Source organism: Thermovibrio ruber (genome assembly GCF_055380895.1).
This window is the reverse complement of sequence record NZ_AP042397.1, coordinates 204356-222303: the sequence shown is the minus strand read 5'-3', so window position 1 is coordinate 222303 and position 17948 is coordinate 204356. Positions and strand designations below refer to the sequence as shown.

Below are 17948 nucleotides of genomic sequence, written 5' to 3'. Positions count from 1 at the left end.
AATGAAAGTAGCTGTCGTCCAGTTCAAGTCCGTTTTGGGAGACTTTGAGAAAAACCTACAGAAAACTCTTGAGTTCTCACAGGAAGCAAAAAGTAAAGGTGCAGCGGTCTGCGTCTTTCCGGAGTTAAACCTTACAGGCTACAACGTATGGGACATAACCTTTGAGGTAGCACTCCCGTTAGACAGCCCCAAACTCTCACCTCTCCTTGAGATGAGCAGAGAGATTGACCTAATAGTAGGTTTAGTTGAGGAGAGTTCCCAGCACATCTTCTACAACAGCGCCCTCTACATCAGTCAGGGAAAAGTAAAACACGTCCACAGGAAGGTCTACCTTCCCACATACGGAATGTTTGACGAGGGAAGGTTCTTCGGCTATGGGAACCGTGTAGAAACCTTTGAGTCGGCTTTAGGAAGGAGCTCCATCCTTATCTGCGAAGACCTGTGGCACATGTCAACGGTCTACCTCTCTTTCGTTCAGGGAGCAAAATACCTATTTGCCCTCTCATCAAGCCCCGGAAGGGGATACAGGGAGAGGGGAATGTTTGGAAACGCCGAAGTCTGGATGAACATGGGGGAGTTCTACGCCAGAATGACCGGAAGTTACTTTATCTATGCCAACAGGGTAGGCTGTGAGGACGGATTTGTCTTCTCAGGAAAATCCTTAGTTGTAAACCCTTACGGTGAAATCATTGCAGAAGCCTCACCTTTTGAGGAGGAGTTCTTAGTAGTAGAGATAAAAGAGGAGCTCGTTAGGTCTGCAAGGGCGAACCTGCCCCTTTTAAGGGACGAAAGGCCTGAATTGGTAATTAAAAACCTCAGGAGAGTTTTAGATGAGGAGTAGGCTTGAGAGGGAGCTCCACATAAAAGACAAGGGTTTCATAGAAGAAACCCTAACCTACTTCATAAGGGAAGAAGTCCAAAAAGCCGGGTTTCAGAAAGTTGTCGTCGGTATTTCAGGAGGAGTAGACTCGGCACTTACAGCCTTTTTGGCGGTTAAAGCTTTAGGTAGAGAAAACGTAATAGGGATTTCAATGCCCTACAAAACCTCGTCAAGGAGATCCGTAGAAGACGCAAGATTAGTTGCAGAGAAGCTTCAGATAGAGTTTCACGAGATAGACATAACCCCCCAGATAGACGCCTACTTTCAACTGTTTCCCGACGCCGACAACGTCCGGCGGGGGAACAAAATGGCAAGGGAAAGGATGAGCATACTCTACGACTTTGCCCACTGGAAAAGAGCTTTAGTCATAGGAACGAGCAACAAAAGTGAGCTCCTCATCGGTTACTCAACCCGCTGGGGAGACAGCGCCCACGACATCAACCCGATAGGCGACCTCTACAAAACTCAAGTTTGGGAAATGGCTCAGTTTGTTGGAGTTCCTGAGAGAATAGTAAAGAAAAAACCCTCTGCCGACCTCTGGCCTGGTCAGACAGACGAGGGAGAGATAGGCCTCTCCTACCAAACACTTGACCAGATACTGATAGGATACGTTGACCTAAGGCTGAGAAGGGAAGAACTGATAGAGTGGGGATTTGAACCACAAGTTGTTGATAGAGTTTTAGCGCTCGTTAGAAACTCACAGTATAAGAGGAAACTGCCGATTGTGTGTAAAATTGCCCAGCGCACAGTTGATAAAGACTTCCTCTACCTGAGAGATTGGGGGCTGTAAATGGTTCAGGACTTTAAAGAGTTGGGAATTTTCGGAGCAATAGAGTTAAAAAAGAGAGGTGCAGACTTTGGAGACCTTTTCTTTGAGAGGCGGCTTACCTTTAGTGCCAAGTGTGAGGACAACAGAGTGGAAAACCTCAACTGCGGAATAGAAGTAGGAGTCGGAATCCGGTTTATAAAGAACTTTAAAACATTCTACGGGTTTACAAACAAGCTTACCGAAGCTTCTATCAGAGAGGTAATTGAAAGGCTTGCAGCAGCCTCAAAAAAAGAATACGAAGTGGTTTTAGACTTCACAGAGAAGGAGCTCCGCTACAGGGACATAGTAGAAGGAGAAGAGTTAAACACCTCCGTTAAGGAGAAGGTAGAGCTCCTTAAAAGGGCAAACGAAAAGGCAAGAAGCTACGGAGACAGGATAAAGCAGGTAACTGTAGTTCTAAGAGACCAGCTTCAAGAAATCTGCATAGTAAACACAGACGAAAAAATAGTTGAAGACGTAAGGCCGAGAGTTGTTTTCTACACCCTTGTAGTAGCCTCAGATGGGGTGGAGCTCCAAACCGGATACGAACCGGTAGGCCACCTCGGTAACTACTCCCTCTTTGAGAGAGTAACTCCTGAGGAGATAGCCTCTAAAGCGGCAGAAAGAGCCCTAAAGATGCTGAAGGCAAAACCGGCTCCTGCCGGAACCTTTACGGTTGTGATAAGCTCAGAAGCAGGCGGAACGATGATTCACGAGGCCGTTGGCCACGGACTTGAAGCTGACCTTGCAAACCAAGGGCTATCGGTTTACTCTGGAAAAATCGGAGAGAAGGTAGCCTCAGAGCTCATAACAGTTGTTGACAACGGCTATATGAAGGGGATGTATGGAAGCTCCGGCTACGACGACGAAGGAACCCCTACGGGAAAAAACGTTCTAATAGAAAAGGGAGTTCTAAAGGGCTACATGTATGACCTTACAGAGGCAATGAAAACCGGCAAAGGCCTTCCTACCGGAAACGGAAGGAGGCAGTCCTACAAGCACGTTCCCATTCCAAGAATGACAAACACCTACATAGCCCCCGGAGAAACCGACCCTAAGGAGATAATTGCAGATACGAAAGAGGGCATCCTAGTAGTAAAGATGGGAGGAGGACAGGTAAACACCGTTAACGGAGACTTCATATTTGAAGTCTCTGAAGGTTATCTGATTGAAAACGGAGAGGTTACAGAGCCCATAAGAGGAGTCTCCCTCATAGGAAACGGTCCCAAAGTTCTACAGGAGATAGACGCCGTCGGAAACGACCTGGGCTTCTCAATAGGAACTTGCGGAAAAGACGGTCAAGGCGTTCCCGTCTCAGACGGGCTACCTACCATAAGAATCCCCAAAATAACCGTAGGGGGAACAAGTTGAAACTAATAGCCCTGAAAAACGTTGATATAGAAGACCTCGGAACGTTTAGAGAGGCATTCAAAAGAAGAGGATTAGAGGTAGAGGAGCTGAAAGCTTACGAGGGAGAAATCCCTGAAACCGACAGGTTTGACATATTAGTGATTTTAGGCGGACCGATGGGAGTTTACGAAGAGGATAAGTATCCTTTTTTAAAAGAGGAAAAAGAGCTCATAAGGAAGTCTCTCTCCGAAGGGAAAAAAGTCTTAGGAATCTGTCTTGGAGCCCAGCTCATAGCAGATGTCTTAGGAGGAAAAGTTTACAGGGAAGAGTGGGGGAAAGAGATTGGCTGGAAACCGGTATACCCACAAGATCACTTAGAGATGATCTACAGAGACGAAATAAACGTATTCCACTGGCACGGGGACACTTTTGAACTTCCAGAGGGCGCCGTAAGAATGGCCTCGTCTGCAATGTATAAAAACCAAGCTTTTAGGGTTGGGAACCAAGCCGTTGGACTTCAGTTCCACCTTGAAGTTGAACCGGAAGGGATAGAAAGGTGGATTGACGCTTACAGGGAAGAGCTCTCTTCAGAAAACATATCCCCCGACGAGATAAGGTCAAAACCGGAAAACTGGAAGAAGCTGAAGATATACGGTGACGTCTTTGCTGAATACTTCCTGAAGTTATAATAGACAGGTTGACATCATACTAAATTCTAATAAGATAATGAAAGTCAAAATTTAAGGAGAGGTTTACTATGGCAAAAAGGGCTGCATTAGCTCTAACGCTTTTACTCCTTACAGCATCCTGCGGAACAGAAGAAAAAGCAGAGCCTGTGAAAGTTAAAACAGTAGAAGGAGTTAAAGTTGAACCTGCCCAAGTTATTTCGTTTATTAAAAGTGACACCTTCTCTGGAACTGTAATTCCAGACAAAGAAATCTTTCTATCTCCCAAAGTTGTCGGTTACCTGATAAAGGTCAACGTTGACGCCGGCGAAAGGGTCAAAAAAGGACAAGTCTTAGGGTTAATTGACAGCTCAGACATAAAACCGGACGTTGAAAAGGCGAAAGCCGGCCTTAAAGAGATAGCAGCCGCTCTTAAAGAACTTGATAGAGCTCTCTCAGAGGTTGAAGCGAGAAAACAGGCAGCAGAGGCCAACTACCGGTTAGCCGAGAAAACTTACATAAGGTTTAAAAACCTACTAAAGGCAGACGCCGTATCAAAACAGAAGTTTGACGAAGTTGAAGCCCAGTATAAAGCTGCAAAAGCAAACCTTGAGGCCGTAAAGGCAAAAGAAGAGCAAATCCTTGCGAAGAAAAAGGTTCTTCTGGCGAGGAAACAGCAGGTAGAGGCATCACTTAAAAAAGCAGAAGCTTTCCTGTCATACACTGAACTTCGCTCTCCGGTAGACGGAGTAGTTCTCCAGAAGCTGGTAGATAAAGGAAACCTCGTCTCTCCACAAACTCCCGTATTTAAGTTGGGCTCTTTCCCCCTCAAAGTAAGGGCGTTTATTGACGACACATACGCCGAAAAAGTAGAGAGAGGAACTACCGTTAAAGTAAAAGTTCAGGGAAGGGAATACACGGGAAAAGTTGTTGAGGTTGATAGGAGCTCTGACCCCGTAACCCACAAGTTTGGAGTTAAAGTTTTAGTAAAAGGACTAAACGCAATTCCCGGAACTTACGCCGTTGTTGAAATACCTTCGTTAAAAGGGGAATCCGTTGCCGTTCCCAAATCGGCCATTTACAGGGTCGGAGCAGTTGAATATGTTTTCGTCGTAAAGGACGGCACTGCACATCTAAGAATCGTTAAAACCGGAGAAGAGGTAGGAAACATGGTAATAGTCCTCTCCGGCCTTCATCCGGGAGAGAAGGTTGCAGTAACAAAAGTTGAAGACCTTGTAGACGGAGCAAGAGTAGAGGGGTAATGATGAAGAATGTCAACCTTGGAATAGCTGGGAACATAGCAAAGAGGTTTATCACCTCAAAGATAACGCCTCTTCTCCTCTTGGCCTCGATCCTTATAGGTGTTGCAGCTGCAATTCTCACCCCAAAAGAAGAAGACCCCCAGATAGTCGTTCCTATGGTTGACATATTCATTCCTTATCCGGGAGCTCCTGCAAAAGAGGTAGAGAGAAAAGTAACAACCCGCTTTGAGAAGCTCATCTGGGAAATAAAAGGGATAGACTACGTCTACTCCGTTACAAAACCGGGAATGTCCCTCATAATCGCCCGCTTTAAAGTGGGCGAAGACATGGAAGACTCCCTCGTTAAACTCTACAACAAACTCATGTCAAACATGGACAAACTTCCGCCGGGAGCTCTCCAGCCTTTAGTTAAACCGAAAGACATAAACGACGTTCCAATAGTTACCTTAACGGTATGGAGCGAAGACAAGACCCCCTATGAGCTGAGGGAAATTGCAAAGGAGCTTTGCCTCCAGCTAAAACAGATAGATAACGTCTCAAAAACCTGGATAATAGGAGGAGATACAAGACGATTTAAAGTAATCGTTGACAGAGACAAACTGAAAAACTACCACCTTTCTCTACTTCAAATAGCCCAAGCGATAAAATCTGCAAACGTCAAACTCAACGCTGGAACAATAACGGAAAACAACACAGAGTTCCCGGTTGAGGCTGGAGAGTTCATAAAAACGATAGACGACCTTAAAAACATAGTTGTAGGCGTTTATAGAGGAAAACCTATATACCTTAAAAACGTAGCAGAAGTAACAGACGCTCCTATAGACCCTGAAAACTACGTCTACATAGGCTTTGGTTCCTATTCAGAAGAGAAAGGAGTAAGTAAAGAGTTTATAAAAGAGCACGGGAACCAGTTCCCTGCCGTAACAGTAGCCGTAGCTAAGAAAAAAGGAACAAACGCAGTAACTGTAGCCCAAGAAATCCTTAAAAAGCTTAACGAGATAAAACCCCACATACTCCCTAAAGATGTCCATGTAACTGTAACGAGAAACTACGGAAAAACTGCAGAAGACAAGTTTGACGAGCTTATGTTCCACCTCGGAGTTGCCATCTTCGCAGTCGTTATTTTCATAGGCCTAACGTTAGGCGTAAAGGAAGCATTAGTAGTCTCTCTGGCAATCCCAACAACCCTTGCCCTTACCCTATTTATAGACCTCCTTACCGGTTACACACTTAACAGAGTTACCCTCTTTGCTCTTATTTTCACTTTAGGTTTACTTGTTGACGACGCCATCGTTGTTGTTGAAAACATCCACAGACACTTGAAGTTAAAAGAGATGCCTCCACTTCAGGCTGCCATTTACGCCGTTGCTGAAGTAGGTAACCCGACGATCCTGGCAACCTTTACCGTTATAGCTGCCCTCCTCCCCATGGCATTCGTTAGGGGTCTCATGGGTCCATACATGAGACCTATACCTGTTAACTCTTCTGTAGCCATGTTCTTCTCCCTCTTAGTAGCGTTTATCATCTCCCCTTGGGCAGCCTACTATCTACTGAGAAAAGAAGCTGAAAAGGAAGAGAAGAAGGTTGTTTTAGAGGAAACGAGAACTTACAAAATCTACAACAAACTCATCAGATCTCTACTTGACTCTGCACTTAAAAGGTGGGCATTCTTAGGAGTTATCCTCTTTTTGATGGTAGGCTCTGTCGCTCTATTCTTCACAAAAACTGTTGTCGTAAAGCTTTTACCTTTTGACAACAAAAGCGAATTCCAAGTTGTTGTAGATATGCCAGAAGGAACCTCTTTAGAGGAAACAGCAAGAGTAGTTAAGGCAATAACTAACTACATTCAGACAATACCGGAAGTAACAGACTACGAAGCCTACATAGGAACGGCTTCTCCTTTTGACTTTAACGGTCTTGTAAGACACTACTACTTAAGAAGGGGCGGAAACGTAGCAGACATAAGGATAAACCTAATAGACAAACATAAGAGAAAGAGACAGTCCCACGACATAGCAAAAGAGGAAAGGCCTAAAATAGAGGCTGTGGCAAGAGCCGTAAATCCAAACGCGAACGTTAAAATTGTAGAAGTTCCTCCAGGCCCTCCTGTTCTTGATACCTTAGTTGCAGAAATATACGGTAAAGACAACAGCGTAAGAAGGAGAATAGCCAAAGAGGTTGAAGAGGTATTCAAGAAAACCCCCGGTGTAGTTGACGTAGATACACTTGTAGATGCAGACCACTACAAGTATGAGGTTGTAGTAAATAGGAAGAAAGCGAGGGAATCGGGAGTTACCGAAGCTCAGATAGCACAAACTGTTAGGATTGCTCTTCAGGGAGCGACAGTATCCGTTGCCCATACCCTTCACGATTCCGATCCGGTTTCTATCTTTGTAAGACTTCCGAGAACCCAGAGGGACGATATCAACAAGATTTTAGACCTGACTGTAATGAACAATCAGGGTAAACTCGTTCCACTGAGAGAGTTGGTTGAAGTTAAAAAAGTCCTTGCAGATAAAACTATTTACCACAAAAACCTACATCCTGTTTCTTACGTGATTGGAGATGTGGCTGGAAAATACGAGGCCCCAATTTACCCAATTTTAGCGATAAACGACTACCTGAAAAAACATCCGCTACCGGACGGTTACAAGATTAAGTATAGCTTCATTCCTCCTTCAATACCGAAAACAGACTTTAAGCCGATGATGAAGTGGGACGGAGAGTGGCAGATAACCTACGAAACATTCAGGGATATGGGAGCAGCGTTTATAGTTGCACTAATCCTCATTTACCTACTCATCGTAGGTCAGTTCCAGTCGTTCGTTATACCGATGATAATCATGGCACCTATTCCTCTCACAATGATAGGAATAATCCCAGGACACTGGGTAATGAGCCAGATAATTGGAAAAACCGCTTACTTTACTGCTACATCTATGATTGGATTCATTGCCCTTGCAGGTATTGTAGTTAGGAACTCAATCATTCTGGTTGACTTTATTCTGATGAGGAAGAGGGAGGGAGCTCCCCTCAAAGACTCCATAATAGAGGCAGGAGCCGTAAGGTTTAGACCTATCGTTCTAACGGCAGCTGCAGCAATGGTTGGTTCTGCCGTTATCCTATTAGACCCAATATTCCAAGGTCTGGCAATATCCATACTCTTTGGCGTTTTTGCATCAACAACGCTAACCCTCGGAGTTATTCCTGTGCTATATTATATGATAGAGAAACGAAACTGGAAGAAAGAGTAGTTTAATAAAACTTTAATCAGCAAAAGAGTATAATAGCTTAAAATCAGGCTTAGGGAGGCATGAGATGAAAAATAAACTACTACTGCTAACTGCAGTGGGGGTGTTAACCTACGGCGGGATAGCCTCTGCTGACGTGTGTAAGGTTAAGCCGGAAGCTGAATCTGTAAAAAACCCTCTTCCTGTTAAATATCAAAAGCTCAAAAAGGAAAACGCGGAATTGAAGGCAAAACTACAGGAGTGCTGTTCTTCAAAAGCTCAGATTAAAGAAGAGATAGAAAACCTCAACGCTCAAATATCACAGCTTGAAACAGAAAAAGTCCAGCTCCAGAATAAGCTTAATCTCCTGCCCAGCAAGGAGAGTTTAGAAGCCCAAATTCAAGAGCTGGAAAATAGAGTAGGGAGGTAGGAAATGAGAAAATTAATAGCAGCTTTTTCAATAGCTCTCCTTGGAGGAATAGGCATAGCTCAAGCCTGTCCTACACCAACAGAGAAGTATGTTCTCTACTCTCCGGACTTTGCCTTCTATCCAGAATCCTTAATAAAGGCCTACAAAGAGGCTAAGAAGGAAAACCAAGAGTTAAAGGCAAAGCTTGAAGCGTGCCAGAAAGAGCTTACCCTGTTAAAGGCAAAAGAGAGTGAGTTGAAGGCTCGTTATGGGGAGCTCTCCCAAGAAGTCCAAAGATTAAAGGATCAGATAGCCGAAATAGAAGCCCTACAGAAAAGGCTTGAAGAGCTTAAAGCACAAGCAGAAGGAAAACTTTCTAAGTGTGAAGAGATGCTAAAAAGGTGGGAATCCCTTCCCAAGAGCTATACGGTTAAGAAGGGAGATACTCTTTGGGGCATCTCTTCAAAAGACTACATCTACGGAGATCCATGGCAGTGGCCACTTATCTACAAAGCCAACAGAGATAAGATTAAGAACCCTCACCTCATTTACCCTAAAGAAGTTCTCAAAATCCCAAGGGATATTAACTGTAAAGATATAATAGAGGCAAGGAAGAAGGCCCTTAAAACTCCACCACCTACAGGCGTTAAGCCTAAAAAGGTTGGTCCTGTTAAAGCTGAAGAAATTCCAAAGACAGCTACAGACTACTTCCTCTGCACACAGTGTTCAAAATAGCTTTTTCAGGGGGCTATCAGCCCCTTTCTTCTATTTATTTCTAAAATTCCAAAATGTTTTTAGCATTTCTATTTGGAGGGAGAGATGAGAGTAAAAGAGAGTCATGAACTGAGAATTCAAAAGGTTGTAACAAAAACAGGAGTTGAGCTTTGGAGAATTGTTGTTGCTCCCAACCACTTCTTCCTTGAACAGAACCCAAACAAATCCAGCAAGTATGGGGTTGCCTACAGACAGATAAAAGAAAAATACCCCGACTTTTACATGTTCTGGGAGATAAAAAACAACAAATATACAGGTAGACTCCTAACGGGAACATTCCTCGACAGGGATGACATTGATAAATTCATAGACTCCATACTCCAAAATGAGGAGTATAAGACCTACGAAGACGTTAGAGATGAGATAGTAAAGTAACAACATAGGGGACTCTTGCTTTTTTTAATCTAAAACATCTCTATTCTTCCCTGAATTCTTTGCTCTATAGAGTCTTTCGTCTGCAATCCTTATCAATTCATCTAATTCACCAGGAACAGAGATATCAGTAGGAAAGTCTGCTAAACCTGAGCTAAAAGTTACAGGTCTTCCTATTCCAAAATCTTCTCTAATTAACTTTTCCCTCATCCGCCTAATAGCCTTTACAGCTTCATTCTTTGTTGAAGATGGAAAAATTATAAGAATTTCTTCGCCGCCAAACCTTATAGGAATATCACTTCCTCTAACAGAACTCTTAACTATCTGACCAAATTTACGGAGAATCTCATCTCCTTTTTGATGACCATAAACATCGTTAATTGACTTAAAGTTATCAATGTCTAAAAGAGCTACAGTCAAAGGGAACTCCTGCCTTTTCCACAGAGGAATGTAGTTCTTCTCAACAACAAGGTTTAAATAGTTCCTGTTGTACAGGCCGGTAAGTGGATCGGTTATTGCAAGCTTTTTTATATATTCATTAAGGTGAGAAACCTCTTGAGTTAGCTTTACAATAAGCTCAGCTACACCTTTAAACTCCTTAACCTTAAAGCCCTGTAACTTTTTATCATGAGAAACAAAAATTCTATTAGGATCTTTTAGCTCATCAATAAAACTTTTAAGTTTATTAAAATCAACACTTATATCTATCCAAATTGAGGTTATAACAACAGCTGCAATAACAATGAAGAAAATAGCAATGAGAATAGATTCTAAAGTCCAGTAGTTCCTTACTTGATCAATGTAGCTTTTATCAAAAATGGCTAAAAAATAGCCTTTCTTTCTCCTCTCAAGGAATACAGATGCATACTCTTCATATATGGGAAAACAGACGATAATCTCTTTTTCAGTGTATAGAATTTCACTGTTAGAACAGCTATATTTTACTTGTAACTCTTCTGGATAGCAGTATTTTTTTTGTCCTAAAGAGAGACACATACCATTAAGTGAAGGAATATCTTCAACTGCCCTTCTCATACTCTCTTCAATCAGGTATCTATCGGGATAAATTTCAGTAATTAGCTTCAGATTTTCTGATAAAATAGAAGAAATTTGCTTTACATACATATTTTCAAACTCAAATGAAAGCTTGGCCGAGAAAAAGCTAGAAAGAGCAACGAAAAGTATCATGCTTAAAATTAAGAACAAATAGTTTAAAAAAAGAACTCTTTTAAAACTTTTCATCTTTCTCTACATGGACAGGGAAGTATTTTCTCCTTTGGTCTTTCCTCTTCTACTAAAAGAACTATATTCTGGGCCAGTTTATTAAAATCAATTTCATCTACATAGTCAAGGTTAAACTTAGAAAGGTCAGAAAGACCAGAAAAAACAAGTATTTTATTGTCTCTACAGAAGTTAATAAGTGTTACTAAGTTAATAAGCTTTAATAATTTTGGGTCTGGGAATACATAAACATACTTATACTGGAGGAGTTTACTAAATACCTCTAAAGGAGAGTTTTTAAAGGGAATTGGAACGAAGTGAGGTCCTTTAAGGTAGATACGAGCAATAGGGAGCATTTCATAACTAATAGGAACTGCAACTTTCCTTCTTTTTAAACAAAGACTCTTTAAGAACCTTTCATAAGTTCTCTCCGGCAGAGGGAAAATTCTTATTCCGTAGAAGTTCTCTTTCTTCTTGAGACTTAACTCTTCTGGAAAAAGGACAAAGGTGTAAACCCGCTTACACTCGTCGTTACTGCTTAATTCTTTAACAACTGCAGGAGTTCCTATTAGAACTTTTACACTACAGCTAGATTTTACAATTCTGTAGTGATGTTCTTTAAGGAGCTCCCTCACTTTTGACTCCACCATTTTTGCAGGCGGAATAGGATAGCTGTTAACTATACACACATCTGCAGCATGAACAGATATTTCCAATACAAAGACTAATAGGAATACCGCCACTCTAACCATAAGGTTCTCTCTACTCCCGGAACGCGACTTTCGTAGTATATCTTTTTATTCAGAAGGTTATTAACGGAAAGAGAAACTCTCTGACGTCTATCTATACTCCAAGAAAGGTTAAGGTTAAGCTCCCCGTATCTGGGTATATTTGAAGAAGCTTTTGAGTAAGCAACCAAAGAAATGTTTCCTGAAAGGGAATTTCCCATGTATGAAAGATCGGCTGTCAGCTTCTTCTTAGGAAAGTTAAAATACTCTCCAGAAATCCCTTCAACTCCAAAAACCCTTGCTCCTGAGAGCTCTAACTCACATTTATCGAAAAGGAGTTTTTTTAGGGTTAAAACTACTCCTCTAATCCTTACAGTTGAATCTGCATTGCTCCACTTATAAGTGGAAGGGGATACAGATTTTTTGTAGATAAAGTCTTTAAACCAGTAGACATATCCCATTCCAGAAATTGAGAACTTATCCCCTTTATACTCAAAAGAGGGCATAACAGAATCTGCTTTCTCCCCTTTTAGATTAGGGTTTCCCTCAAGAATGGGGTTATTCTTTACATACATCTCCTCAAAAGAGGGGATCCTTACAGCCCTACCTACATTTAACTTGAAGTTCCATCTGTCTATTTTCTTTAAAAGGGAAATAGAATAACTCCAGTAGTTCCCAACGTCGTTGTTCTTGTTCCACCTGCTGTTTAAAAGAACCGTATACGTATTAAGCTTTAGTAAATACTGAAAGTAAGGAGAGAAAGTAGTCCTTAAGTGGGGAGTTAAAATCTCCTCACTTTCAGGCAGTTTCCTCCCTTTTTTGTAGACTACAATTTTAGACGGGTCTTTCAAGTTAAAAGATGAAGGAAGGAAAGTTGAGTAGAGTTCCGTTCTGTAAAGGTCTGCCTCGTTATACTCTGCACCTAAAAAGAACTCCCCATAAGAGCCTAAATTTCCAGAGACTAAGATTCCAACTCCTGGGTTTTTGACGTAGCGTTTCTCAACAGCTTTAGGTTCAATACCCTTTAAAGGAGGAAGGTTCCTACAGATACTGTGGTTGAAGGGACAGAGGTTGTATCCCCTCTCTAAGAAGAAGTAGTTGTAGTTTGCAAAGAGGTCAACCCTATAGTTGCCGAAACGCTCTTTAAAACCGATCCTGTTTACAAAGCCTCTTCTGTCTGCATACGTATTTCCATCTGTTATCAGGTAGGTAAGCGTAAGGGGGAAGTGATGATCCCTGTCGACTCCGTAGCTTTTAAAGTAAAAACCTGAAGAGTGTTTAAGGTTAAGGTAGTAAACGGAGCTCTTTCTAAACGAGGAATAAGGAGCAGATTCTCCTAGAAAGTCTGTATATCCACGGTGGGGAGACCTCTCCTCAGAGTAGTTTAGAGAAAACAGACCGGAAAAACCATTTTTCTTAAAGCTTTTAAGGAAAGAAATGTATGAGTCATGGCCTGTGCTAATTGATGATTCAACGCTCAAAGACTTTTCACCTGGGGAGTAGGTAACAAGGTTAATAACGGCCAAAGAGGCGTTAAAGCCGTAAAGTGAAGTCATGGGGCCGTAAATAATCTCTACCTGCTTAACGTTTGAGAGGGAGAAAATATCGTCAACGCTAAAAGAGGAGCCGTTAGAAGGGTCTGAAACGGGCATACCGTCTACAAGGACTTGAACTTTTTCGGAAAAGTAGCTTTGTCGGAGTCCTAAAGCTCCAACGGCGTTTAGACCAAAGTAGCTCCTCCAGTAGTAGAACTCTGGAAGCCTATCAAGGAGCTCAAAAAGGTTCCTAACACCCCAGCGGTCTATCTGATCTCTCGTTATTACCCTCGTGTAACGGGGAACTTCTGAAAGGGGCAATCTCTCCTTCGTTGCAGAGAGAACCTGAAGCTCACGGCTGAGTAGGTAGTAGGAGTAGAGCTCCTGAGACGACGCTGCTATAGGAACCAAAAGAAATATCAAGAAGAACAGTAAAACCATTACCTCTCCAGCTTTAGGATATGACCGGCAACTTCGGGAATCTCACTTTCAAAAACTGTAAACATGTCTAAAAGGTAATTCCCGTCTTTTATCCTTCCAACCACCGGAGGGTAGAAACCCCTCATCTTCCTATCAATTTCTGAAGCTGAAAGCCCCTCTACTTTTACCTCCACACAGTAGGTCGGTAAAGTTTGAAGGGGGAGAGCTCCTCCTCCAACTTCACTCCTATCTTCTACTATTTTAGTACTTCCCTTAAAACCTTCCTTCTTAAGAATTCTAACGAGCTCCTTCGCCTTAAACTTAACCTGTTCCGGTTTCTGTGATAGAAGCTTCCAAACGGGGATCTCTTTGAAAGTCAAAGACTCGTCTAAGTAGTAAGCAAGAGTCGCCTCAAGAACAGCCAATGTCATTTTGTCTATACGGAGAGCCCTGTTAAGGGGATGCCTCTTTATCCTCTGAAGGAGTTCCTTCTTTCCCAAAATTATTCCCGCCTGGGCGCCTCCAAGGAGCTTATCTCCGCTAAAAGAGACAACGTCAACGCCGCTCCTCAGAACGTCCTGAACCGTAGGTTCGTAGGAAAGGCCAAGCTTCGTTACATCTATAAAACTGCCGCTTCCAAGGTCTTCGTAAACGTGAATTCCATACCTCCTGCCGATTTCAACGAGATCTTTCGTTGATACAGATTCGGTAAACCCCAAAACCTTGTAGTTGCTTGTGTGAACCTTCATAAGGAGAGCCGTATTCTCGTTTATGGCGTTCTCGTAGTCCCACAGGTGGGTCTTATTCGTCGTTCCAACTTCCCTGAGAATAGCTCCACTCTGCTCCATAACGTCGGGAATTCTGAAAGAACCTCCTATCTCTATGAGCTCTCCCCTTGAAACGACAACCTCTTTCCCTTTGGCAAGGGCAGAGAGAACTAGAAGAACAGCACCTGCATTGTTGTTAACAACGCAAACGTCTTCAGCACCTGTTAGCTCCTTCAAAACCCACTCAAGGTTTCTGTAACGAAGCCCCCTTCTACCCTCTTCAAGGTCGTATTCAAGGTTTGAGTATCCAGTAATTACCTCCTTTAAGTGATCTGCAACGGCAGGGGAGATGGGAGCTCTCCCCAAGTTCGTGTGAAGAACAACCCCTGTTGCATTTATGACCCTATGAAGCCTTGGCTTTAACAGAACCTGGAGTTCCTCTTTTACCTGTTCCTTTAACTCATCGTAGGAGAAGTCCTCTACTTTCCCCTGAGAGATGTCTCTCCTCAACCGGCCTAAAACTGAATCAACAGCCCTTTTGAGGAAGAAAAGGGGCTTCCCATCAAGGATCTCAAGGAGTTCTTTATCTTGAAGGAACCTGTCAACTTTTGGGATTTTACGGTAGAGCTCCCTCAAATTATCCCCCTGAGGAAAGAGCCGAGGGCAAAGATGGAGGCTTGAGAGATAAGCTCAGGGAACAGGCCGAAGATTATTAGGAAAAGAACGGTAACTGCAACCGCTCCAAACTCAAAGGGCTCAACCGGAGGAAGGACAGCTTCACCCTCTTTCATGAAGGCGTAAACAACAGGCCTTAGGTAGAAGTACAAGGAGATTACGCTGGCAATAAGAACTGCAACGGCAATTCCTACCTTACCAGCCTTAATTAGAGCAAAGAGGACGTAAAACTTAGCCCAGAAGCCAAAGAGAGGCGGAATTCCAGCTAAAGACATGAAAATAACGACCAGTGAAAGGGCAAGGAACGGAGACTTTCCGTAGAGGTTCCTCCAATCTGAAAGGTTCTCCCCTCTAAAGCCCTTTTCTGTTAGAAGGGATATAAAACCGAAAGCTGCAACCGTCATAAAGGCGTAGGCAAATAGGTAAAAGAGGACGGAGAAAACAGCAACGGCAGGAACGGAAACAAGAGCCGTTAGGACTACTCCAGTGTGGGAAATTGCAGAGTAGGCAAGCATTCTCTTAACGTTATCCTGACGGAGAGCTATAAGAGATCCCACAAACGCAGAAACAACGCCTACAACGGCAAAAACCTCTCCCCAATCCTGTGTAAAGGGTAGGAAAACCGGGTAAAAGAGCTTTAGGAGTGCAACAAAGGCGGCAACCTTAACGACGGCTCCCATAAAGAGAGTTGCAGGAGTGGGAGCTCCGTGGTAAACGTCAGGCGTCCAGCCGTGGAACGGAACGGCTCCGAGTTTAAACAGGAAACCCGAAATAACCAGCGCAAGGGAGAGGAGAACCGGAAAAGAAAGGTCGGAAATTGCTTTAGCCACCTCACCGTAAACTGTAGAACCTGAAAGGCCGTAGAGAACTGCAAAGCCGTAAACGATAACGGCAGCCCCTACAGAACCCATTATGAAGTATTTAAGGGCGGCCTCTTTCCCTCTGTAATCTTTCCTAAACAGTGCAGACATGATGTAGAGAGAGATAGACGTAACCTCTAACGATACAAAGAGAGTAGCAAGCTCGTTCGCAGAGACCATCAGCATTGCACCGAAAACGGCAAAGAGAAGGGTGTAGTAAAACTCAGCGATGTAATCAGTATCAAACTTTTTAAGGAAGCCGTAGCTAACAAAAACTGCAATGAGGGAAGAGAACAGAATTAAAATTTGAGAGAAACCCGTTAACAAATCTTTCTTTATAAAACCGTTAAAAGCTGTTTCCGGAACAAACGGAGAGGAGAAGACAACCAAGAAGACTGAAACAAATAAAACTAAAACAGAAAAGGTTGCGAAGAATCCGTTTTTTATCCGTTTGGGAAGAAGAAGGTCAACAAGTATCCCCAAAATAGCCGCAGAGAGTATAAAGAGTTCAGGAAAGAGTAGCTTTAAGTTTAGCTCCATTTAAACTCCCCCAAGAAGTGAAGCTGTATAGCCGTGAACAAACTTCAGTATAAACTCCGGGTTAAATCCCCACCATATAACGAGAACTGCCAAGAATCCAAGGGCTAAGAACTCTCTCAATTCAAGATCTTTAAATGAAAGAACTTTCGTCTCAAGGAAGAAGACGTTTCTATACATGTAGAGCATGTATGCTGCTCCGAAGATAACCCCGAGGGCCATCAGGTAGCCTACCCAGTGGGCTGCCCTGTATCCTCCTAAAACCGTTAGGAACTCCCCTATAAACGAGCTGGTTCCCGGAAGGCCTACAGACGCCATAGTAAAGAGCATTGCAAGTGTTGCAAGCTTCGGAGCAAAAGAGGCCAAACCTCCCATTCTTTCAACGCTCCTGGTGTGAAGCCTTTCGTAGATAGCCCCTACGATGAAGAAGAGGGCGGCAGAGACGAGGCCGTGGTTGAGCATCTGGAAAATCGCACCCTCAATTCCCTGAACGTTGAGGGAGAAAAGGCCAATCATGACGAAGCCCATGTGGGAAACGGAACTGTATGCAACTATCTTTTTAACGTCCTCCTGAACGAGAGCAACGAGGGCTGTATAGATAATGGCAACAACCCCAAGAACGAAAACGATTGGGGCGTAGAGCTTGTATGCGTCGGGGAAAAATGGAAGTGAAAACCTTAAGAATCCGTAAGTTCCCATTTTAAGGAGAACTCCGGCAAGAATAACACTGCCGGGAGTAGGAGCTTCAACGTGAGCATCTGGAAGCCAAGTGTGGAAAGGAAATACGGGAACTTTAACGGCAAAGGCAATGAAAAAAGCCCAGAAGAGCCATTTCTGGAGCTCCAGTGGTAGCTTTAACTGGGATAGTTCCCCAATGTCAAAGGTAAAGTGACCGGTAACAGAGCCGTAAACGATTACTAAAACAATCATTCCGACTAAGAGGAAGATGCTTCCAGCAAAAGTATAGATAAAGAACTTTAAGGCCGAGTAGATTCTCCTCTCACCTCCCCAAACACCGATTATGAGGCTCATAGGGATAAGCATCGCTTCCCAGAAGATGTAGAAGAGGAGAAGGTCTAAAGAGACGAAAACTCCTATCATTGCAGTTTCAAGAAGAAGCAGAAGGCCGTAGAAAAGCTTTTTCCTCCTGTCTATATACTTCCAGGCAGAAGGAACAGATATGAATGAGATGAGAGTCGTCATTATGAGCATTATGAGGCTGAGGCCGTCAACTCCGACCTTATACCTTATGGAAAAGCTTGGAAGCCACGAACCGTAGTCTATGAACTGGAAACCGCCCTTTGAGATGTTGTAGTTAAGGAGAATGTACAGTGATAGAAGAAAGGTTAAGCCGGTTGTGAAAAGGGCTATCCACTTTACCCTCTCCTCGCTCCTACAGAAGGCCACAAGGAGAGCTCCCAACAGCGGCAGAAGCAGTATAACGCTAACCATCTA

Annotated in this window: 15 protein-coding genes; 9 read left to right on the top strand and 6 right to left on the bottom strand. The window is 43.2% G+C overall.

What is annotated here, in order from left to right:
* The first annotated feature begins 1 nt into the window (after window position 1).
* From ACZ424_RS01230 to ACZ424_RS01190, 9 genes are all read left to right on the top strand, one after another.
* The gene (locus tag ACZ424_RS01230) at window positions 2–841 is read left to right on the top strand and encodes a nitrilase-related carbon-nitrogen hydrolase (RefSeq protein WP_464904702.1); all 840 of its coding nucleotides are present in this window, start codon (window positions 2–4) and stop codon (window positions 839–841) included.
* Entirely contained in the window at window positions 831–1670 is an 840-nt protein-coding gene (locus ACZ424_RS01225) for an NAD+ synthase (protein ID WP_464904701.1), read from the top strand. The genes ACZ424_RS01230 and ACZ424_RS01225 overlap by 11 nt, the downstream gene beginning before the upstream one ends.
* A complete protein-coding gene (locus ACZ424_RS01220) occupies window positions 1671–3059 on the top strand; it encodes a TldD/PmbA family protein (protein WP_464904700.1) in 1389 nt (462 codons plus the stop codon).
* Complete coding sequence (locus ACZ424_RS01215) at window positions 3056–3727, top strand: glutamine amidotransferase-related protein (RefSeq protein ID WP_464904699.1); 672 nt, start codon at window positions 3056–3058, stop codon at window positions 3725–3727. Before ACZ424_RS01220 ends, ACZ424_RS01215 begins: the two co-directional genes overlap by 4 nt.
* Before the next feature lie 68 nt (window positions 3728–3795).
* Window positions 3796–4965 carry an efflux RND transporter periplasmic adaptor subunit gene (locus ACZ424_RS01210; protein ID WP_464904698.1) on the top strand — a complete coding sequence of 390 codons (1170 nt, stop codon included), beginning with the start codon at window positions 3796–3798 and terminating at the stop codon, window positions 4963–4965.
* Window positions 4965–8219 (top strand): efflux RND transporter permease subunit, encoded by a 3255-nt coding sequence (locus tag ACZ424_RS01205; protein WP_464904697.1) that lies wholly within the window; start codon window positions 4965–4967, stop codon window positions 8217–8219. The genes ACZ424_RS01210 and ACZ424_RS01205 overlap by 1 nt, the downstream gene beginning before the upstream one ends.
* Before the next feature lie 64 nt (window positions 8220–8283).
* Window positions 8284–8625 carry a hypothetical protein gene (locus ACZ424_RS01200; RefSeq protein ID WP_464904696.1) on the top strand — a complete coding sequence of 114 codons (342 nt, stop codon included), beginning with the start codon at window positions 8284–8286 and terminating at the stop codon, window positions 8623–8625.
* A 3-nt stretch (window positions 8626–8628) separates the two neighbouring features.
* Window positions 8629–9339, top strand: a complete 711-nt coding sequence (locus tag ACZ424_RS01195) for a LysM peptidoglycan-binding domain-containing protein (protein ID WP_464904695.1) — start codon at window positions 8629–8631, stop codon at window positions 9337–9339.
* A gap of 84 nt (window positions 9340–9423) precedes the next feature.
* Window positions 9424–9753, top strand: a complete 330-nt coding sequence (locus ACZ424_RS01190; RefSeq protein WP_464904694.1) for a DUF7132 family protein — start codon at window positions 9424–9426, stop codon at window positions 9751–9753.
* Window positions 9754–9777: 24 nt separating this feature from the next.
* Here ACZ424_RS01190 and ACZ424_RS01185 read toward each other — a convergent pair whose 3' ends face one another.
* Genes ACZ424_RS01185 through ACZ424_RS01160 form a run of 6 tightly spaced genes read right to left on the bottom strand, consistent with a single transcriptional unit; the run spans window position 9778 to window position 17945 of the window.
* Complete coding sequence (locus tag ACZ424_RS01185) at window positions 9778–10992, bottom strand: GGDEF domain-containing protein (RefSeq protein WP_464904693.1); 1215 nt, start codon at window positions 10990–10992, stop codon at window positions 9778–9780.
* Entirely contained in the window at window positions 10989–11723 is a 735-nt protein-coding gene (locus ACZ424_RS01180) for a hypothetical protein (RefSeq protein WP_464904692.1), read from the bottom strand. The genes ACZ424_RS01185 and ACZ424_RS01180 overlap by 4 nt, the downstream gene beginning before the upstream one ends.
* Window positions 11696–13675 carry a TonB-dependent receptor plug domain-containing protein gene (locus ACZ424_RS01175; RefSeq protein WP_464904691.1) on the bottom strand — a complete coding sequence of 660 codons (1980 nt, stop codon included), beginning with the start codon at window positions 13673–13675 and terminating at the stop codon, window positions 11696–11698. Before ACZ424_RS01175 ends, ACZ424_RS01180 begins: the two co-directional genes overlap by 28 nt.
* Complete coding sequence (selA, locus tag ACZ424_RS01170; RefSeq protein WP_464904690.1) at window positions 13675–15057, bottom strand: L-seryl-tRNA(Sec) selenium transferase; 1383 nt, start codon at window positions 15055–15057, stop codon at window positions 13675–13677. Before selA ends, ACZ424_RS01175 begins: the two co-directional genes overlap by 1 nt.
* Complete coding sequence (locus ACZ424_RS01165) at window positions 15054–16496, bottom strand: NADH-quinone oxidoreductase subunit N (RefSeq protein ID WP_464904689.1); 1443 nt, start codon at window positions 16494–16496, stop codon at window positions 15054–15056. The genes selA and ACZ424_RS01165 overlap by 4 nt, the downstream gene beginning before the upstream one ends.
* Window positions 16497–17945: a complex I subunit 4 family protein gene (locus tag ACZ424_RS01160; protein WP_464904688.1), complete on the bottom strand. Its 1449-nt coding sequence runs from the start codon at window positions 17943–17945 to the stop codon at window positions 16497–16499.
* Window positions 17946–17948: the final 3 nt, after the last annotated feature.